Source organism: Cupriavidus sp. H18C1 (assembly GCF_049311595.1).
Lineage (GTDB): Bacteria > Pseudomonadota > Gammaproteobacteria > Burkholderiales > Burkholderiaceae > Cupriavidus > Cupriavidus cauae.
Genome location: NZ_CP186009.1, coordinates 617077 through 636043, shown reverse-complemented (window position 1 = coordinate 636043; position 18967 = coordinate 617077). Strand labels below are relative to the sequence as shown.

The 18967-nt window shown below is 69.4% G+C and carries 12 protein-coding genes and 8 pseudogenes; 8 read left to right on the top strand and 12 right to left on the bottom strand.

Annotation, left to right across the window (positions count from 1 at the left end):
* Positions 1 to 13 precede the first annotated feature (13 nt).
* From OJJOAM_RS18690 to OJJOAM_RS18680, 3 genes and pseudogenes are all read left to right on the top strand, one after another.
* Positions 14 to 800 (top strand): annotated as a pseudogene (locus OJJOAM_RS18690) (alpha/beta fold hydrolase).
* A gap of 43 nt (positions 801 to 843) precedes the next feature.
* A complete protein-coding gene (locus tag OJJOAM_RS18685; RefSeq protein ID WP_422650692.1) occupies positions 844 to 1923 on the top strand; it encodes a 2,5-dihydroxypyridine 5,6-dioxygenase in 1080 nt (359 codons plus the stop codon).
* A 1-nt stretch (position 1924) separates the two neighbouring features.
* Entirely contained in the window at positions 1925 to 2557 is a 633-nt protein-coding gene (locus OJJOAM_RS18680; protein ID WP_422650691.1) for an N-carbamoylsarcosine amidohydrolase, read from the top strand.
* Positions 2558 to 2597: 40 nt separating this feature from the next.
* On the opposite strand, the gene OJJOAM_RS18675 is transcribed toward OJJOAM_RS18680, so the two are convergent.
* Positions 2598 to 3374 carry a TetR/AcrR family transcriptional regulator gene (locus OJJOAM_RS18675; protein WP_422650690.1) on the bottom strand — a complete coding sequence of 259 codons (777 nt, stop codon included), beginning with the start codon at positions 3372 to 3374 and terminating at the stop codon, positions 2598 to 2600.
* 163 nt (positions 3375 to 3537) lie between these two features.
* On the opposite strand from OJJOAM_RS18675, the pseudogene OJJOAM_RS18670 reads away from it, so the two are divergent.
* Positions 3538 to 5942 (top strand): annotated as a pseudogene (locus tag OJJOAM_RS18670) (molybdopterin cofactor-binding domain-containing protein).
* Positions 5943 to 6005: 63 nt separating this feature from the next.
* Here the strand turns inward: OJJOAM_RS18670 and OJJOAM_RS18665 are convergent.
* Positions 6006 to 6501 (bottom strand): annotated as a pseudogene (locus tag OJJOAM_RS18665) (MarR family winged helix-turn-helix transcriptional regulator).
* A gap of 168 nt (positions 6502 to 6669) precedes the next feature.
* On the opposite strand from OJJOAM_RS18665, the pseudogene OJJOAM_RS18660 reads away from it, so the two are divergent.
* The 3 genes and pseudogenes from OJJOAM_RS18660 to OJJOAM_RS18650 all read left to right on the top strand — a co-directional run.
* Positions 6670 to 7698: pseudogene (locus OJJOAM_RS18660) on the top strand (MEDS domain-containing protein); the annotation flags it as partial.
* 139 nt (positions 7699 to 7837) lie between these two features.
* Positions 7838 to 7951: pseudogene (locus tag OJJOAM_RS18655) on the top strand (histidine kinase dimerization/phospho-acceptor domain-containing protein); the annotation flags it as partial.
* A gap of 120 nt (positions 7952 to 8071) precedes the next feature.
* Positions 8072 to 8968, top strand: coding sequence for a hybrid sensor histidine kinase/response regulator (locus tag OJJOAM_RS18650; RefSeq protein ID WP_422650964.1), 897 nt, complete (start codon positions 8072 to 8074; stop codon positions 8966 to 8968).
* A gap of 54 nt (positions 8969 to 9022) precedes the next feature.
* Here OJJOAM_RS18650 and OJJOAM_RS18645 read toward each other — a convergent pair whose 3' ends face one another.
* The 7 genes and pseudogenes from OJJOAM_RS18645 to OJJOAM_RS18615 all read right to left on the bottom strand — a co-directional run bounded on the left by OJJOAM_RS18645 (position 9023) and on the right by OJJOAM_RS18615 (position 15536).
* Positions 9023 to 9628, bottom strand: coding sequence for an ABC transporter ATP-binding protein (locus tag OJJOAM_RS18645; protein ID WP_422650963.1), 606 nt, complete (start codon positions 9626 to 9628; stop codon positions 9023 to 9025).
* 107 nt (positions 9629 to 9735) lie between these two features.
* Positions 9736 to 10537: pseudogene (locus tag OJJOAM_RS18640) on the bottom strand (ABC transporter ATP-binding protein).
* Between the two features lie 45 nt (positions 10538 to 10582).
* Positions 10583 to 12502 (bottom strand): annotated as a pseudogene (locus OJJOAM_RS18635) (ABC transporter permease); the annotation flags it as partial.
* A 99-nt stretch (positions 12503 to 12601) separates the two neighbouring features.
* Positions 12602 to 13780, bottom strand: a complete 1179-nt coding sequence (locus OJJOAM_RS18630; protein WP_422650962.1) for an ABC transporter substrate-binding protein — start codon at positions 13778 to 13780, stop codon at positions 12602 to 12604.
* 192 nt (positions 13781 to 13972) lie between these two features.
* On the bottom strand, positions 13973 to 14200 hold the full coding sequence (locus OJJOAM_RS18625) for a hypothetical protein (RefSeq protein ID WP_422650689.1): 228 nt from the start codon (positions 14198 to 14200) through the stop codon (positions 13973 to 13975).
* A gap of 141 nt (positions 14201 to 14341) precedes the next feature.
* On the bottom strand, positions 14342 to 14857 hold the full coding sequence (locus OJJOAM_RS18620; RefSeq protein WP_422650688.1) for a class IV adenylate cyclase: 516 nt from the start codon (positions 14855 to 14857) through the stop codon (positions 14342 to 14344).
* 57 nt (positions 14858 to 14914) lie between these two features.
* Positions 14915 to 15536 (bottom strand): annotated as a pseudogene (locus OJJOAM_RS18615) (2-hydroxychromene-2-carboxylate isomerase).
* A 350-nt stretch (positions 15537 to 15886) separates the two neighbouring features.
* On the opposite strand from OJJOAM_RS18615, the gene OJJOAM_RS18610 reads away from it, so the two are divergent.
* Complete coding sequence (locus OJJOAM_RS18610; protein ID WP_053823305.1) at positions 15887 to 16072, top strand: glycine zipper 2TM domain-containing protein; 186 nt, start codon at positions 15887 to 15889, stop codon at positions 16070 to 16072.
* Between the two features lie 254 nt (positions 16073 to 16326).
* On the opposite strand, the gene OJJOAM_RS18605 is transcribed toward OJJOAM_RS18610, so the two are convergent.
* From OJJOAM_RS18605 to OJJOAM_RS18595, 3 genes are all read right to left on the bottom strand, one after another.
* Positions 16327 to 16770, bottom strand: coding sequence for a BLUF domain-containing protein (locus OJJOAM_RS18605; RefSeq protein WP_149318550.1), 444 nt, complete (start codon positions 16768 to 16770; stop codon positions 16327 to 16329).
* 11 nt (positions 16771 to 16781) lie between these two features.
* Entirely contained in the window at positions 16782 to 17546 is a 765-nt protein-coding gene (gene folE / locus OJJOAM_RS18600; RefSeq protein WP_150084737.1) for a GTP cyclohydrolase I, read from the bottom strand.
* 127 nt (positions 17547 to 17673) lie between these two features.
* Complete coding sequence (locus OJJOAM_RS18595) at positions 17674 to 18957, bottom strand: DUF1116 domain-containing protein (protein ID WP_422650687.1); 1284 nt, start codon at positions 18955 to 18957, stop codon at positions 17674 to 17676.
* Positions 18958 to 18967 lie beyond the last annotated feature (10 nt).

Here is an 18967-nt window from a genome sequence, read left to right as displayed (position 1 = left end):
CCTTGCCAACGGCATCCGCCAGCATTACCTGCGCTACGGCGGTCCGGGCGAAGGCCGCGACGCGCGCGACCCGGTCATCGTCGTGCCGGGCATCACCTCGCCTGCCATCACCTGGGGCTTCGTCGGCGAGCGCTTGGGCCGTCAGTTCGATACCTATGTGCTCGACGTGCGCGGCCGCGGCCTGTCCGAGGCGGGCGACACGCTCGACTACAGCCTCGATGCGCAAGCCGCCGACGTGATCGCGTTTGCCGAGGTCCTCGGCCTGCAGCGCTACAGCGTGGTCGGCCATTCGATGGGCGCGCGCATCGGCCTGCGGGCGGCGCGCGCCAGGCCGGCCGGCCTGGTGCGGCTGGCGATGATCGATCCGCCGGTGTCCGGTCCCGGCCGCCGGCCCTACCCCCTCGCAGCTGCCCTGGTATGTCGATTCGATCCGGCTGGCGCGCCGGGGCATCGATGTGGAAGGCATGCGCGCCTTTTGCCCGACCTGGACCGAGGCGCAGCTGCGGCTGCGCGCCGAATGGCTGCATACCTGCGACGAACGCGCGGTGGTGGCCAGCTTCGACGGCTTCCACCAGGACGACGTGCATGCCGACATGCCGCATGTCGCCGTGCCGGCGCTGCTGATGGTCGCGGGCCGCGGCGACGTGATCCGCCCCGAGGACGTCGAGGAAATCCGCGGCCTGATGCCGCAGCTGCAGGTCGCGCGCGTGCCAGACGCCGGCCACATGATTCCGTGGGACGACGAGGCCGGGTTCTATCGCGCCTTCGGCGATTTCCTCGGCGCGCCGTTGCAGCCATGAGCGCCCCGCCAACCTTCACCGATTCACCGAGCAAGGAGAACGCATGCCGGTAAGCGATCATGATCTGACGCAAGCCTGGAAGCAGGTGCTGACGCTGTCGCAGCTGCAGCCGGGCCAGAGCGTCACCGTGCTGACCAGCGCCGCCACGCATCCGCAGACGATGCGCACCGCGCTGCTGGCGGCCTCGTCGATGGGCGCCATCGTCAACCGGCTGGATCTGCCGCCGGTCAACGCGGAGAAGGCGTTGAGCCGGGATTCGCTGGCCTATCTCGGCACCACGCCGCTGACCGGCAATCCGGCTGCGATCGCCGCGCTGAAGGCCAGCGACCTGGTGCTCGACCTGATGACGCTGCTGTTCTCGCCCGAGCAGCACGAGATCCTGGCCACCGGCACGAAGATCCTGCTGGCCGTCGAGCCGCCCGAGGTGCTGGTGCGGCTGGTGCCGACCGAAGCGGACCGCACGCGCGTGCGCGCGGCCACCGCGCGGCTATCGAAGGCGCGGGAGATGCATATCGTCTCCGACGCCGGCACCGACCTGCGCTGCGCGCTCGGCGAATTCCCGGCCATCAGCGAGTACGGCTTCGTCGACGAACCCGGACGCTGGGACCACTGGCCCAGCGGCTTCGTGCTGACCTGGCCCAACGAGGGCGGCACCAATGGCCGCATCGTGCTCGACCGCGGCGACATCCTGCTGCCGATGAAGTCCTATCTGCAGGCACCGATCGATATCACGGTCGAGAACGGCTATGTCACGTCGATCGACGGCGAGCTCGATGCCGAGCTGCTGGCTGACTACATGGCCTCGTTCAACGACCCGGAGGCCTATGCGATGTCGCACATCGGCTGGGGCCTGCAGCCGCGCGCGCGCTGGTCCACGCTGGCGATGTACGACCGCGAGGCCACCATCGGGATGGACGCGCGCGCCTACGAGGGCAACTTCCTGTGCTCGTTCGGCCCGAACAACGAGGCCGGCGGCAGCCGCACCACCGCCTGCCACATCGACATCCCGGTGCGCCATTGCACCGTCCGCCTCGATGGCGAGACGGTGGTGGAGCGCGGCCGCGTGATGGATGGCGGCGCGCCGGTGCAGCATGCATTCGACTATCGGAACGACGGAGCCTGACATGCACGATGAAGTGTCGACGTACCAGCGCCAGGGCTTTGGCGCGACCATGGAGATCGCCGCGCCGTTCGGCCTGCTGATCATCGACTTCGTCAACGGCTTTGCCGATCCGGCGGTGTTCGGCGGCGGCAATATTGCGCAGGCGATCGCCAACACCGGGCCGCTGTTGGCCGCGGCGCGCGAACAAGGCTGGCCGATCGCGCATACCCGCATCGTCTTTGCCGACGACGACGCCGACCGCAATGTCTTCACGCAGAAGGTGCCGGGCATGCTGACGCTGAAGGAGGCCAGCCACGACAGCGCGATCGTGCCCGAGCTGGCGCCGCGCGACGGCGAACTGGTGGTGCGCAAGACGGTGCCGTCGGCGTTCTTCGGCACCTCGCTGGCGGCCTGGCTGGCGCACCGCGGCGTGCGCACGCTGCTGGTGGCGGGCTGCGTGACCAGCGGCTGCGTACGCGCCAGCGTAGTCGATGCGATGTCGCACGGCTTCCGCCCGCTGGTGCTGTCCGACTGCGTCGGCGATCGCGCGCTGGGCCCGCATCAGGCCAATCTGTTCGATATGGAGCAGAAGTACGCGACCGTGATGCCGCGCGACGAAGCGCTGGGCGCGATCGCCGCCGCGCAGGACCGCTAGGCCCTGGACGAGCCGACGCAGAAGCCCGATGCGCCCCGCTTCAACCGGCCGCCGCCACGCGGGTGTTGTGCGCGGTCTTGCGCGCCGGCTTGCGCGCGGACCTGGCGGGACGGGATGCCGCGGCCGGCTCGGCCGCTGCCGCCTGCTCCGCCGCAATGGCGGGCCGGCAGACCGCGTTGAGCACGGTGTGCTGCATCACGTCGCGCCAGTGCTCCAGCGCGGGCTTGCTCATCATCGGCTCGCCGAGGAACGCGCTCAGCGTATGGTGGTTGGAGTTGTAGAAGTAGCCCAGCGAGGCGATCACCAGATAGATGTCGCGGGCGCGCACCTCGGGCCGGAAGTGGCCGCTGGCCTTGCCGCGCTCGAGCACGCCGTCGAGCACCGACAGCGCATAGCTGGAGATTTCCTTGAGCCGGCCGGACTTCTTCGCATGCCGCCCCTGGCTGATATTCTCGCTGGTCAGGATCGCGACGAACTCGGGGTGGTCCAGGTAGTAGTGCCAGACGAAATCGGTCAGCTGCATCAGCGCGCGCACCGGATTGTCCGGGTCCAGCTCCAGCGCCTGCTCTGCCTCGTTCAGCTGCGTGTAGATGGTCTCGAGCACTTCGACGAACAGCTTTTCCTTGCTGCCGAAGTAGTAGTAGATCATCCGGTCGTAGGTCTTGGCGAGCGACGAGATGCGCTCGACCCGTCCACCGTCATAGCCGCGCTCGGCGAAGACCTTGATGGCCGCCTTGAGGATCTTGGCGCGCGTATCCTGGGCTTGCCGGGCCCGCGTGCCGGCCGCTGCCCTGGTTCTTGCCGTCGCGGTGGTCATGTCGTCGGTTGCGAGGATCTGGCGTTGCGAAGCTGCCAGTATAACTGTCGAAGGTGCCCGCGGCCGCACGCCTGGCGGGCCATGCGAGGCGATTCATGCAAGGCGAAGGGAGACCACTGCGGCGCCATCGCGGCGCGGCCGCCATCGAAGGAAAGCGAACGAAATGCCGATGCACGACGATGATTCTCCGCGCGCCCTGAGAGCGGCGCTGTCGCAGGCCCGCGGCGTGCTGCTGATCACGCGCGCCGCGCAGGCCGCGCCCAAACCCGCACCCGGCCAGCCCGGCGCGGCGTCCGACTACGTACCCGCGCTGCCGGATGTCTTCGTCGCCGTGCACGCGGATGGCGAGGTGCTCGCCTTCAACGGCCACGTCGATCTGGGCACGGGCATCCGCACCGCGCTCGCGCAGATCGTCGCCGAGGAACTGGACGTGCCGCTCGCTTCGGTGCGCATGGTGCTCGGGCATACCGATGCCACGCCGAATCAGGGCCCGACCATCGCCAGCGCGACCATCCAGATTTCCGCGCAGCCGCTGCGCCGGGCCGCGGCGCAGGCGCGCGCCTTCCTGCTGGCGCGCGCCGCCGAGCGCCTGGGCGTGGCTGCCGACGGCCTCGTCGTCGACGAGGGCCGCGTTCGCGTCCGTCCATCGGACAGCCATACGCCCGCCGAAACGGGCCTGTCCTACGGATCCCTGCTCGGCGACGACCACATCGAACTGCCGCTGGCCGACCAGGTCGGGCTCAAGCCGACAAGCGCCTATCGCGTGGTCGGCAAGGCCGCGCCGCGCGTCGATATTCCGGGCAAGGCCACCGGCGCGCTGACCTTTGTCCATGATGTGCGCGTGCCCGGCATGCTGCATGGGCGCGTGATCCGTCCCCCGTATGCGGGACGCGATGCCGGCGACTTCGTCGGCCGCAGCCTGATCTCGGTGGATCGGGACTCGATCCGCGACGTGCCGGGCGTGGTCGATGTCGTGACGATCGGCGATTTTGTCGGCGTGGTCGCGCAGCGCGAGGAGCAGGCCATCGAAGCGGCGCGCCGGCTGCGCGTGCATTGGCGCGCCGCGCCGCCGTTGCCGCCGCTGGACGATCCCGAGCCCGCGCTGCGGGCCAATCCCGCCAAACGGCGCGAGCTGCGCGCGCAGGGCGATGTCGATCTTGCCCGGGAGCAGGCCGCCACCACGCTGCAGCGCAGCTATGTATGGCCCTACCAGATGCACGCGTCGATCGGGCCGTCCTGCGGTGTGGCCCACTGGCGCGACGAGGAGCGCGACGAAGAGCGCGACGATGGGCGCAACGAAGGGCGCGAAGAACGGCACAACGATGCGGACAGCGGCACGCTGACGGTCTGGTCCGGCACGCAGAACCCCCCATGTGCTGCGCATCGACCTGTCGCGCCTGACCGGCCTCGACGAAAGCCGGATCGAGATCGTGCGGATGGAGGCGGCCGGCTGCTATGGCCGCAACTGCGCGGACGACGTCTGCGCCGACGCCGTGCTGCTGTCGCGCGCGGTGGGCCGGCCGGTGCGCGTGCAGCTCTCGCGCGAGCAGGAACATCTGTGGGAGCCCAAGGGCGCGGCGCAGCTGATGGACGTGCAGGGCGCGCTCGGCGCCGATGGCGCGCTGCTGGGCTACGACTTCGTCAGCCGCTACCCGTCCAACGACGCGCCGACGCTGGCGCTGCTGCTGACCGGCACGATCGACACGGCGCCGCGGATGCTGGAAATGGGCGACCGCACCGCGGTGCCGCCCTACGACTACGCGCATACGCACATCGCCTGCGACGATACGCCGGCCATCGTTCGCGCCGCCTGGCTGCGCGGCGTGTCGGCGCTGCCCAATACCTTCGCGCACGAGTCCTTCATCGACGAACTGGCGCACGAGGCGGGCGCGGACCCGCTGGCCTTCCGGCTGCGGCATCTTGCCGACGAACGTGCGGCGGACCTGCTGCGCGCGGTGGCCGACGAAGCGGGCTGGCGCGAGGGCGAGCGAGGGACGCGCGGCATCCCGGCTGCCGACGGCAAGCTGCGCGGCCGCGGCATCGCCTATGCCCGCTATATCCACAGCAAGTTTCCCGGCTTCGGCGCGGCCTGGTCGGCGTGGGTCGTCGATCTGGAGGTCGAGCCCGACAGCGGCAGCATCCGCGTGCTGCGCGTGGTGGTCGGCCAGGACACCGGCATGATGGTCAACCCCGACGGCGTCCGTCATCAGGTGCACGGCAACGTGGTGCAGACCCTGAGCCGCTCGCTGAAGGAGCAGGTGCGCTTCCACGCGGATGGCGTGGCGAGCCGCGAATGGGGCAGCTATCCGCTGATGACCTTCCCCCGAGCTGCCGCCGATTTCGGTGGTGCTGATGCCGCGCCAGCACGAGGCGCCGCTGGGCGCCGGGGAGTCGGCTTCGCTGCCGGGCGCGCCGGCACTGGCCAATGCGCTGTTCGATGCCACCGGCCTGCGGCTGCGGCGGCCGCCGTTCACGCCCGAATCGGTGCGCGCGGCGCTGGCCGAACCCGCAGGGAAAGCGCCGCCCGCGCAAACGCGGGGACCCGGTGTCTCCGCCCTTGCCGGCTGAAACAGCGGCTGCGTCACCGCGTTCGCGGGAACGGCGGCCATTGCGTTCGCGTTCGAGCGAGTTCTACGCCCCCGGCTCGCGCTCGTCGAACTCGCTCATCTTCTTGAGCAGATAGGTGATCGCGACGCGTTCGGCCGGGTTCAGGTCACCGAAAGTCTGCTCGGTGATCTGGTGCGCGAAGGGGAATCGTTTCGTCGATCAGCGCCAATCCGGCCGGCGTGACGGTGACCACCACCTTGCGCCGGTCGCTGGGGTCATGCGACACCGCGATCAGCTCGCGCGCCTTCAGCCGTTCGATGATGCCGCGCACCGTGGCCTGGTCGATCGCCGTGGCGCGCACGATCTCGCTGAGCGAACACGACTGCCGCTCCTTGACCGCGCACAGCACGACGAACTGCGCCGCGGTCAGCTGCGAATCGGGAATGGTCTGTTGGAAGATCGCGACATGCCGCTGATAGGCCCGGCGCAACAGGTGGCCGACCTGATCGGTGAAATCGTACGAAGGAACCGGCGTCTTGTTCTTGTTGGATGACGAGGTGGACACTTTGCGTGGCGGCATCGGAAGGAGTGTTGCGCAGAGTATATCGGGCACGGCCTCGAGACGGGGCCTTCGCCGCCGCTTTCCGCACGGCCCGGGCGTGCATTTCTCGGGAAACTCGCGGGCACTGCGCGGCTGTCGTCACAGCGATTTCGCCGCGTTCGCGGGCGATTTGTCCGTCCCCTGCCCATGCGCGCGTATGATGGGGCCTTGCACACGGCGCAGCGCGCCCACATCGCTTCTATGTCAGCCGTCATCCCGGGGCATCTGGCCAGGCCCGATCCCTCCCACATGGTCCGCTTCTACGACGAGGATTCGATCCTTCTCGCGGACGTGCGCGAGTTCGCCGACGAGGCCTTGCGCTGCGGCGGCAGCGCGATCCTGATCGCCACCGAGGAACATCTGGACGCCCTGCTGCCGCTGCTGCGCGGCCTTGGCCCCGGACGCGACGACCGCCCGTGGTACACCGGCAATCTGGTCGCACTGCCGGCGCAGGCGACGCTGGACCGCTTCATGGTCGACGGCTGGCCCGACGAGCAGCGCTTTCTGGCGAGCGTGGGCGAGCTGGTCGCCGCGGAATCACGGCGCTCGCCGCCGCTGCATGCGTTCGGCGAGATGGTCGCGCTGCTGTGCGAGCAGGGCCTGCACGACGCCGCGCTGCGGCTCGAGGAACTGTGGAACGACCTGATCCGGCGCCATGGCTTCAAGCTGCTGTGCGCGTATCCGCATCGCGTGTTCGCCAGCGACGAGCAGGCGCGGCACTTCCGCTGCGTCTGCGACGTCCACACCCACTTCTACGCCACCGCGGCGGGCAAGGCCCCGGATATCGCGGACACTGCGCTGCGCGCCGCGGTATGGCAGCAGAAGGCACTGGCGCTGGAGAACGAGGTCAAGCGCCTGCGCGAGGCCGAAGCCACGTTGCGCCGGCGCGAGATCGAGCTGACCGACTTCCTCGACAACGCCGCCGAGGGGGTGCACCGCGTGGCCGCGGACGGCACCATCCTGTGGGCCAACCAGGCCGAGCTGCAGATGCTCGGCTATCGCTACGACGAGTATGTGGGACGCCCGATCACCGAATTCCACGTCGACGCCCCGGTCATCGAACACATCCTCGACAGCCTGAAGGCAGGGCAGACGCTGTACGACCAACCGGCCAGGCTGCGCTGCAAGGACGGCAGCATCAAGCCCGTGCTGATCCACTCGAACGGCTGCTTCGAGGACGGCAAGCTGCGCTATACGCGCTGCTTCACGCGCGACGCCAGCGATCGCGTCGCGCGCGAGATCGCCGAGCAGCAGCGCGAACGCCTTGCTGCGCGAACTGGAGCGCGCCAGCCAGGCCAAGGACGAGTTCCTGGCGATGCTGGGGCACGAGCTGCGCAATCCGCTGTCGCCGATCGTCACCGCGCTGCAACTGATGCGCATGCGCGGCTCCACCGAGACCCAGCGCGAGCGGGCCATCATCGAGCGCCAGGTCGATCATCTGGTGCGGCTGATCGACGATCTGCTCGACGTCTCGCGCATCACGCGCGGCAATATCGAACTGAAGGTCGAGACGGTGCAGCTCGTCGACGTGCTGACCAAGGCCGTCGAGATGGCAAGCCGGCTGCTGGAGCAGCGCAGCCATCGGCTGACCGTCGATGTCGACCGCACGCTGGTCTGGCAGGGCGACCCCGTGCGGCTCGCGCAGGCAGTGGCCAATCTGCTGACCAATGCCGCGCGCTATACCGATATCGGCGGCGAGATCCTGCTGTCGGCACGGCGCGACGATGAAGGCGGAGACGACATCGGCAGCGGCAGCGGCAGCGGCAGCGGTGAGAGCGCCGACGGCACCATCGTGATCCAGGTGCGCGACAACGGCATCGGCATCGCCGCCGAGATGCTGCCCCATCTGTTCGACCTGTTCTATCAGGGGCCGCGCAAGATCGACCGCCCGGAGGGCGGGCTCGGCATCGGCCTGGCGCTGGTCAAGAATCTGGTCGAGTTGCACGGCGGCAGCGTCACGGCGACCAGCGAAGGACCCGGTCACGGCAGCGAATTCACGATCCGGCTGCCCGCGCACGCCAGCGCCGCACTGGTCGCCGCTGCGCACCGCGAGGAACCTGCCGCCGTGGTGGCCCCCGGCGATGCGCGCCGCGTGCTGCTGGTCGACGACAACGTCGATTCGGTACAGGCGCTGGCGCAGCTGTTGACGGCCTACGGCCACCATGTGCAGGTCGCCTACGACCCGGTTTCCGCGCTCCGTATCGTCGAACGCTTCGCCCCTGATGTCGCGGTGCTCGACATCGGGCTGCCGGTGATGGACGGTTACGAGCTGGTGCGCCGGCTGCGCGAAGCGCTCGGCGAGCACCCCTGCCGCTTCGTCGCGCTGACCGGCTACGGGCAGGAGACCGACCGCGATCGCAGCAAGGCCGCCGGCTTCGGCCAGCATCTGGTCAAGCCGGTCAGCCCCGATGCGCTGCTGCGCCTGATCGAGGACACCGGCCGCTGAGACGCGGCGGCGCGCTTCCCGGCGCGCTTGCCAGCGCGCCTGTCGACTCGCTCCCTACACCGCCAGGTAGTCGCGCCGTACCGCGTCGTTGGCCGCCAGTTCCGCCATGGTGCCGTGATAGCGGATGTGGCCGTTCTCCAGCACATAGGCGCGATCGCTGACCAGTTCGGCGAAATGCAGGTTCTGCTCGGACAGCAGGATCGACATGCCCTCGCGCTTGAGCGCCAGGATCATGTTGGCCATCTGTTCGACGATCACCGGCGCGACGCCCTCGGACGGCTCGTCGAGCAGCACCAGATAGGGATTGCCCATCAGCGTGCGCGACACCGTCAGCATCTGCTGCTCGCCGCCGCTCATCTGGCCGCCCGGACGGTGCGGCATCTCGCCGAGATTGGGAAACAGCGAGAACAGCTTCTGCGGCGTCCATTCGACCGCATCGGGGCGCGGCGGCTGCTTGCCGATCTCGAGGTTCTCCATCACCGTCAGGTCGGTGAAGATGCGCCGGTCCTCGGGCACGAAGCCCATGCCCATGCGGCTGATCTGGTACGGCTTGGCGCGCGCCAGGTCGCGGCCGCGGAAGCGGATGCTGCCGTGCGCGCGATCGAGCAGGCCCATCAGCGCCTTCATCGTGGTGGACTTGCCGGCGCCGTTGCGGCCCATCAGCGCGACCACCTCGCCGCGCCGCACTTCGAGCCCGACATCGAACAGGATATGCGCGCGGCCATAGAAGGCGTTCAGGCCGCTCACTTCCAACAGCGTGTCGGCGCTCATGCCGAGCCCTCCCGTATCTGTGCCGACCGGCGCTGTCCCGCCTGGCGTTCGAAGGTCTTGCCGGTGCCGAAATACACCTCGCGCACCTTCGGATCGTTGCGGATCGCCTCGCCGTCGCCCTCGGCGATCAGTTGGCCGCGCGCCAGCACGATCATCCGGTCCGCATAGGCGAACACGACGTCCATGCTGTGCTCGGTAAAACAGCACCGACAACTGGTGCCGCACGACCAGCTGCCTGGTCAGCGCCATCAGCGCGCGGCGCTCCTCGGGCGCCATGCCGGCGGTCGGCTCGTCCATCAGCAGCAGCCGGGGCCGGTTGGCCAGCGCGATCGCGAGCTCGACACGCTTGACGTCGCCGTAGGCCAGCACGCCGCAGGCGCGCTCGGCCTGGCCCGCCATGCCGACCTGCTCGAGCAGCGCCATCGCCTCCTCGCGATGGTGCGCGCGCACCGGGCGCCACAGCTGGAACAGCTTGCGCTCGCGCGACAGGATCGCCATCTGCACGTTCTCGACCACCGTCATCGAGCCGAAGGTGGCGGCGATCTGGAAGGTCCGGCCGACGCCGAGCCGCCAGATGTCGCGCGGCCGCATGCCGGCGATCTCGTGCCCGTCGAAGCGGATCGAGCCCTGGTCCGGCTTCAGCTGGCCGTTCAGCATGTTGAAGCAGGTCGATTTGCCGGCGCCGTTCGGGCCGAGCAGCGCCAGCAGCTGGCCGGCAGGCAGGTCGAACGACACGTCGCTGACCGCCTTGACGCCGCCGAACGCCTTGCCCAGATGTCTGACTTGCAGCAGCGTCATGCCGGCTCCTTCAGCGAGGGGGGATTGCCAGGACGAGGAGGAAGAGGCAGCGGACGGGCCGGCCGCCCGCTCGGCATCGGCCGGCTCCGTCTCGCGCGCGAAGCGCTTGCGCAGCGAGCCGACGATGCCCGCCGGGAACAGGATCACCAGCAGCAGCATGGTCGCACCCAGCAGCGCCCGCCAGTAATCGGTTTCGCGCGCGATGGTGTCCTGCAGCCAGGTGAACACCGACGCGCCGACCAGCGGCCCGGCCAGCGTCTGCACGCCGCCGAGCAGCACCATCACGAGGCCGTCGACCGAGCGGCCGACGCTGATCGCCTCGGGCGAGATGCTGCCCTTCGAGTAGGCGAACAGCACGCCCGCCATGCCGCAGAACAGGCCCGCGATGGCGAAGGCCACCCACTGCACGCGCTTGACGTCGATGCCAATCGCCTCGGCACGCAGCGCCGAATCACGGCCCGCGCGCATCGCGTAGCCGAACGGGGCGAACAGCACGCGCCGCAGCGCCAGCACGCACAGGCAGCACAGCCCCATGGTCAGGTAGTAGAACGCGGTCGGTGACGACAGCCAGCCGGCCGGCCACACGCCCAGCAGCCCGTTGCTGCCGCCGGTGAAGCCGTCCCATTGATAGATGACTGACCAGACGATCTGCGCGAAGGCCAGCGTCAGCATCGCCAGATAGGTGCCGGACAGCCGCACGCAGAACCAGCCGAACACTACCGCGCCAACGCAGGCGACCAGCGGCCCCAGCAGCAGCGTGGCCTCCATCGGCAGCTGCCATTTGGTCAGCAGCAACGCGGCCGCATAGGCCCCCAGGCCGAAGTAGGCGGCATGGCCGAAGGAATGCAGGCCGCCCGGCCCCATGATGAAGTGCAGGCTGGCGGCGAACAGCACCGCGATCAGGATCTCGACCAGCAGCACGGTCAGGTACGGATAGGCCTGCGCCAGCACCGGCACCAGCAGCAGCGCCGCGACGGTCAGCGCGCCGGCGAGCTTGACCGGCTTGCCGGGCACGCGCAGCGGCGCCTCCAGCTCGGCGCCATTGCGCGACGGCGCCTGCGGCTTGCCCAGCAGCCCCCACGGCCGCACCACCAGGATCACCGCCATCACCAGGAACTCGACCACCAGCGTCATCTTGGTCAGCGCGATCTCGACGCCGCCGAACGACACCGTGCCGAGCGCGATGCACAGCGCCTTGATCTCGGCGATCAGCAGCGCCGCGAGGAAGGCGCCGGGAATCGAGCCCATGCCGCCGACCACCACCACCACGAAGGCGTTGCCGATGGTCTCCAGATCCAGCGCCAGGTTGGCCGGGACGCGCGGACCCTGCAGCGCGCCGGCCAGCCCGGCAAGGAAGCAGCCCAGCGCGAACACGCCGGTGAACAGCCACGCCTGATTGATGCCGAGCGCGCCCACCATCTCGCGGTCCTGCGTCGCCGCGCGCAGCAGCGTGCCCCAGCGCGTGCGCGTCAGCAGTAGCCACAGCAGGCCGAGCACCAGCGGGCCGATCGCGATCAGCACCAGGTCGTATTGCGGGAAGCGCTGGCCCAGGATTTCCACCGCGCCGCTCAGGCCCGGCGCGCGCGGGCCGAACAGGTCCTCGGGTCCCCAGACGAACAGGGCCGCGTCCTTGATCACCAGCACCAGCGCGAAGGTCGCCAGCAGCTGGAACAGCTCCGGCGCCTGATAGATGCGCCGCAGGATCACGCATTCGACCAGCGCGCCGATCGCGGCGACCAGCAGCGCCGACACCAGCACGCCGCCCCAGAATCCGGCAGCGGTCTCGCCGATGCGGCTGACCACCGTGTACGACAGATAGATGCCCAGCATGAAGAACGAGCCGTGCGCGAAATTGACGATGCGCGTGACGCCGAAGATCAGCGACAGCCCGGCGGCCACCAGGAACATCGTCGAGGCTTCCGCCAGGCCGTTCAGCAACTGGACCAGCAAGCTTGTCAGTGTCATGTGTCGACTCCAGCCGGGACGCGCCGGCCCTGTTGCATCGGCCTCATTGCATTGGCCTCATTGCATCGACCTTATTGCATCGACCTTGTCGCATCGCCGTTATTGCGCCGGCCGCATCGCCTTCACTTCGGCGTCGCTCGGCTGCACCTTGGCGCCGTCCACGTAGACGAACGACGTCATCACGCCCTTGCCGTCGCGCACGCCGGTGCGGCCGACGTAGGCGCCCATCGTCGATTGATGGTCCTGCGGGCGATAGACGATCTGCCCCATCGGCGTGTCGACGCGCAGGCCGGAGAAGGCCGCCGCCAGCTTGTCGCTGTCGGTGCTGCCGGCCTTCTGCAGCCCGGCCGCGATCGACTTGACCGCGGCGTAGCCGACCACCGAGCCGACGCGCGGCGTGTCGTTGAATTTCTTGCGGTAGGCCTCGACGAACTTCTTGTTCTCGGGCGTATCGATCGCGTACCACGGGTAGCCGGTGACCACCCAGTTCTTCGGCGCCTCGCCGCGCAGCGGATCGAGGTATTCGGGCTCGCCGGTCAGCAGCGACACCACCTCGCGTCCCTCGAACAGGCCGCGCGTATTCCCTTCGCGCACGAACTTGCCGAGGTCCGCGGCGAACAGCACGTTGAAGATGGCATCGGGCTTGGCGTCCGCCAGCGCCTGCACCACCGAGCCGGCGTCGACCTTGCCCAGCGGCGGCGCCTGCTCGGCGACGAACTCGACATCCGGCTGCGCCTGCTTCAGCAGCTTCTTGAAGGTGGCGACCGCCGACTGGCCGTATTCGTAGTTGGGATAGACGATGGCCCAGCGCTTCTTCTTCAGCTTGGCCGCCTCGGGCACCAGCATCGCGACCTGCATATAGGTCGACGGGCGCAGCCGGTAGGTGTACTGGTTGCCGTTCTGCCAGACGATCTTGTCGGTCAGCGGCTCGGCGGCCAGGAAAAACACGCGCCGCTGCTTGGCATAGTCGGTCAGCGCGAGGCCGGTATTGGACAGGAAGCCGCCGAACAGCAGCGCGACGCGCTCGCGCGCCACCAGTTCCTCGGCCACCCGCACGGAATCGCCGGGATTGCCGTTATCGTCGCGCGATACCACCTCCAGCTTCTTGCCTAGCACGCCCCCGGCCGCATTGACCTCGTCGACCGCCATTTCCCAGCCGCGCTTGTACGGCTCGAGAAACGCCGGTTGCGCCTTGTAGCTGTTGATCTCGCCGATCTTGATGGTGTTCTGCGCCAGCGCCGCGGCGCTGCCGAGCAGCGCCGACACGGTGACTGCCATGGCGGCGGTGGCGCGGCGCAGTCGTCGTTGGGGGCGGATTCGGTTGTGCATCGTTCTTCCTTTGCTGAAGCGAGTCGCCGGATGGCGGGAATGGACGGTGGAACGGCAAGGCACGCCGGCGCTGTGCTGGCACAGCGCCGGCACAGCGCTGGTGCGCGGCGCCCCGCCCGGGCGGGGCGCCGCGCACTGTTTTCATTCAGGATTCACTACATAAATCGCGACGGCCGGGTTGACGCAAGGAACGGGCCAGCGGCTGCCCATGCCGAGCCGTGCAAGCATGCCACGGCAGGCGGCTTCGCGCTCGTCCGTGGCGGATACGCCCGGCCGCGGCGTTTCGACACCTTTGTCTTTGATGTAGTGTTTACCGAATGGACGTTCAGTATGTACTACATCAAAGCGGGTGGAAATCAGGGTGTTCACGGGAATGGCACCGGCGGCGAGGCGGTGCAGCGCGGGAGATCGGCGAACAAGGCAGGCGGCGAGAAAGCCGGCGAGGCAGGCAGCAAGAGCGAGCAGGAAACCGGCGCGGCAATTAAGCCGTCTGCGAAAAGAGAGCCGGGATCAGGCCCTTGTGCGCAGCAGATCGACATAGGCGGTCGGCACCAGCCGGCTGGCGTCGACGCCGAGCTTGCCCAGCAGCGCCTGCGCCTCGGCCACGCCGTGCTCGGCCGCTTCGCCGTCGCGCAGCACCACCTCGAGTTCGAGGAAGTCCCCCAGTCCCTCTACGCGGTCCAGATGCACGCGGGTGCGGCCGATCAGGTAGAGGATGCGGGCCTTGCGCACGCGCCCGGCCTCACCGTAGGCGGCCGACAGCGCGGCGCGCAGCTGGTCCGGCTCGGCGGTCGGCACGATCTGGTAGTGGCTGGGCTTGGGACCGCTGTCGTCGGCGCGGCGGTAGAAGATCAGCTCGCCCCGTCCCGACGGAAACGCGCGCAGCTTCAGGCGCCCATTGCCGCAATGGAAGAAGGTGTCGTCCTGCTGCAGCAGTTCGGGACCGTGATCGGCCAGTTCGGCCGCGAGGGGCGCCAGGGCGTCGCGGTCGTCGACGCGGGCCTTGATTTCGATATTGGTCGGCATGGGGCGACGATGGTAGCACGCGTGCCCCCCGTGCCCAGCCCACCCCGCCCCACGCGCTCAGGCGTTCGCGGCCTGCCCGATGGCCAGCGCCAGCGCGTCTTCCAGCCGGTCGTTGCCCCAGAACATCTGCTCGCCGACGAAGAAGGTCGGCGCGCCGAAGATGCCGCGGCGCAGCGCCCGTTCGGTCTGCGCGCGCAGCGCCCTCCTTGTTCTGCCGCAGCACGGCGGCGGACAGCAGCGCGTCGGCCGGCAGACCCAGTTCGGCCAGGGCCTCGCCGACCGCCTCGGGATTGTCGATATCGCGGTCCTCGGCGAAATTCATCCGCATGATGCGGCGGCAATAGGCGCCGATCCAGGGCTCCTCGGCGCCGAGCAGCGCCACGCGCATCGGCAGCAGCGCCCGGCGCGGGAACTGGCTCGGCTGCCGCCATGGCAGGCCGTATTTGGCGCACTGGCGGGCGGTGTCGATCATCGCGTAGGCGCCCTTGGCGCGCTGCACCACGAAGGGCGAGCCTTCCCAGCCATGTGCGGCGAACACCGGGCCGAGCAGGAAGGGCTTCCACGCCAGCGCCACGCCGTGCCGGGCGGCCAGCGGCTCGATCCGCATCGCGCTCAGATAGCTGTAGTTGCTGCCGAACTCGAACCAGAACTCCAGGGTGGGCGGGGGCGCGGCCGACATCGTGTCTCCTCGTGGGGCGCTGCAGCGACGGCACGATGATCGCGCGGAGTCCCGGTGCCGCTCAAGCGCGGCCTCGGCATGGCGGGCATGCCGGCGCGGCATGCGGCAGCGCACAAGCGACGTACAAGCGACGCACAAGCGAGGCACAGGCAGGGGCGCCCGGCGGGGCACAAGCGCGGCGCAGGCAGGGGCGCCAGCGGGGCACGAGCGGGGCGCAGGCTGTGACACGGCCGCCGCCCGGGGTGTCGTCCCTTTCCTACAGGCAATTCAGCCCGGGGCCGAATCGACGCCGCGCCGGCCGGGCCTAAGCTGGACGCATCAGGCGGCAACACGCCGCTCAGGAGATCATCATGTGGAAGCTGATAGCGACGCTCGTTGCGGCGGGCGCGATGACCATCTCGATGCAGGGCTGTACGCTGGGCGGCGCGGTCGCCGGCGGCGCAATCGGCCACGAGGTCAGTGACGGCAGCCCGTGGGGCACCATCGGCGGCGCAGCGGTGGGCGGCTATATCGGCCACGAGCTCGGCAAGGACTGACGGCCTGGCCGGCGCACACCGGTGCGTCACCGGCGCGTCACCGGCGCGTCACCGGCGCATCACCGGCGCATCACCGGCGCATCACTGGCATATGACCCGCGCCTGATCGGCGCTGGCGGGCCGCCCTGCCTTCGCGCGGCGGCCTGATTCACCCTCGCTGGCCGTCGATGGTCGGCGACCCCTTCGATGGCCAGCGATCCCGCGACGGCCACCACCGACCGCTCGGCGGCCATCGAACCCTAAACGGCAACGGTTCAATAACGCGGCCGTTCCGCGCTGCGCGCCACCACCGCATTCCCGGCGATCAATTCGCCCAGCAGCGCCAGCGAGGCGCGGCCGCTGGTGCGGTACGGATCGAACTCCGCCCGCGGGAAATACTTCAGCAGCGTGGCGGTATTGATGCGGCAGGTATCGACCAGCCCCATCGCCCAGCCGGCGAATTCCCGCTCGGCGATTTCCTCGTAGTGCAGCAGCACCACGTCCTCGTGCCGCGGGTCCTGTGCGATCCGGTGATAGAGCGCCGACACCTCGGCGCGGGCGCCCTCCAGGGCCTGCAGGAACACGCCGTTGCCGTAGCACAGCACCCCGGTGATGCCTTGCGGCGGATTGCGCTCGATGCTGGTGGCGACGATGGTATCGACCAGATCCTCGTCGGCGGGCTGGCGGGCGCGGCTGGCGTAAAGCAGACGAACAAGCATGATGGCCTCCTTCAGCCGCGGTTCAGATTGAGCAGGGTCAGGAATTCGCGCCGCAGGCTGTCGTTCTTCAGGAAGGAGCCGCGCATCACGCTGTTGGTCATCTTGGCGTCGGTGTCGCGCACGCCGCGCCAGTGCATGCAGAAGTGCTCAGCCTCCATCACGATGGCCAGGCCATCCGGATTCATCTTCTGCTGCAGCAGGTCCGCCATCTGGCTGACTGCTTCTTCCTGGATCTGCGGCCGGCACATGATCCATTCGGCCAGCCGCGCATATTTGGACAGGCCGATCAGGTTCGAGTGCTGGTTCGGCATGACGCCCACCCACAGCTTGCCGATGATCGGACACAGGTGGTGCGAACACGCGCTGCGCACGCGGATCGGACCGACGATCATCAGTTCGCTGAGCTGCTCGACATTGGGAAATTCCGTCACGCTCGGCGCATGCACATAGCGGCCGGCGAAAATTTCCTTCAGGTACATCTTGGCGACGCGGCGCGCGGTCTCCTGCGTGTTGTGATCGTTGTCGATATCGATCACCAGGCTGCGCAGCACGTCGGCCAGCCGGTTTTCGACCTCCTTCGACAACTGGTCGAGCTCGCCCGGCTCGATGAAGCGCGAGATATTGTCGTTGGCGTGGAAGCGCTGGCGCGCGGCGAGAAGCCGGGCGCGGATGCGCTCCGACACCGGTTGCTCGACGACGTGGCCGCGCGCGTCGGCCACGACGGGCGTCGAGGCGCCGGCTGCTTGCCGTTTCGGAGCGGAATCGCTGGTGGTCATGCCGTTTCCCGAGTTGAAGGACATTGGCCCGACTATAGGGGGGACGGCACAGTGGCGGCAAGCGCAGGGACGAACCTGGCGCTGCCTGGCGAAATCGGCGCCCGCAATGGCCCGGCGGCGTCAGGCCTCACCGGCCGCTGCCGCGATGTCCCGCGCGGCCTGCACGAACAGGGTCGCGGGCGGCACGTACAGCCCGCGGCCGAGCAGGCCCCGTTCCCCCGGCGGCATCGATCATGGCGATCGCGGTCAGCGGCTCGCAACCCGCGGCGACGCGTGCGGCATCGAGGCCCACGGCCAGCCCTTGCGGCGCCAGGCCCGGATGCCGGCCCGCCAGCAAGGTTCCGGACCGCTCGCGCCAGTCGGCCGGCAACCATGGCGCCAGCACGGTGGCGATCTCCGGCGCTCCGGTCAATGCCTGCCCGCCACAGCCCAACACATCGATGACCCCGCTGTCGCCGATTACCGGCGAGGCGGTGGCCGCGGCCGCCGATGCGTTCAGCGGCGGCCCGACCGGTGCGGCGGCAGCCGCGGTATGCCATCGATGCGGCTGGCCGGCCAGCCGGATGCCAGCCTGCTGCCCATTGCCGGCCAGCGCCACGACGAGGGTCGACGCCGCGTCGCGGCCGCCATCGGCGGCGCGTTCGAGCATCAGGTGGCAGGCCGCCATCCAGAGCGTCAGGAAAAACAGCGGCGTCTGGCGCAGCATCTGCGCCACCGCGTACGCGTCTGCTTCGCCGGTGGCGTCGGCCGCCACGTCGGGAAGGGTGTCCAGCGCCGGGATCAGCCGCTTGCACAGGGCCGCGTTGGCCACGACGGTACGCGCATGCAGATCGTCGCCACCGGCCAGTCCCGCCGCCGCCAGCGGCAGCAGGGGCAGCGGCCCGGCGGCCAGCACGGCGCTCAGCCGGCGCGCCAGCGGGCCATCGCGCCACGCCAGCCTGGGCAGGATCGCGGGATCCCGGCTGCCGAAGCGCAACTGCGGCCCCGCTCCGCTGCCCAGCAGCGACCACGCCCGGGCATGCGGGTAGTACGCGGCGGGAGCCGCGACGTCGGCAACCTCCACCAGCGCCGAGGAAGGCGAAATCAACGCGGCCAGCGGCGTGACTGCGCCGAAGTCCTGCGCCGGCCGCAACGCAATGCGCCCGGATGCAATCGCGCGCTCGGCCGCCATCGCATCGCGCGCCCAGCCCTCGTGCAGGCAGCACAGCACCGCCGAAGCGAGCAGCGGTCCCGGCGGCCGGCACGGGTCCGTCAGCGGCGGGCCGGCGTGCAGCAGGGTGTGGTGCTCCAGACCGAGCGCCTCGCGCGCGGGTCTTACGGCCGTCCACGCGGGTTGCACCGAGACGAGCCGCGCCAGCACGCGCGCATTGGCGGCGCGGCGGTCCGCTTGATTGGCATCGATCGCGTCCATTGCCATTCTC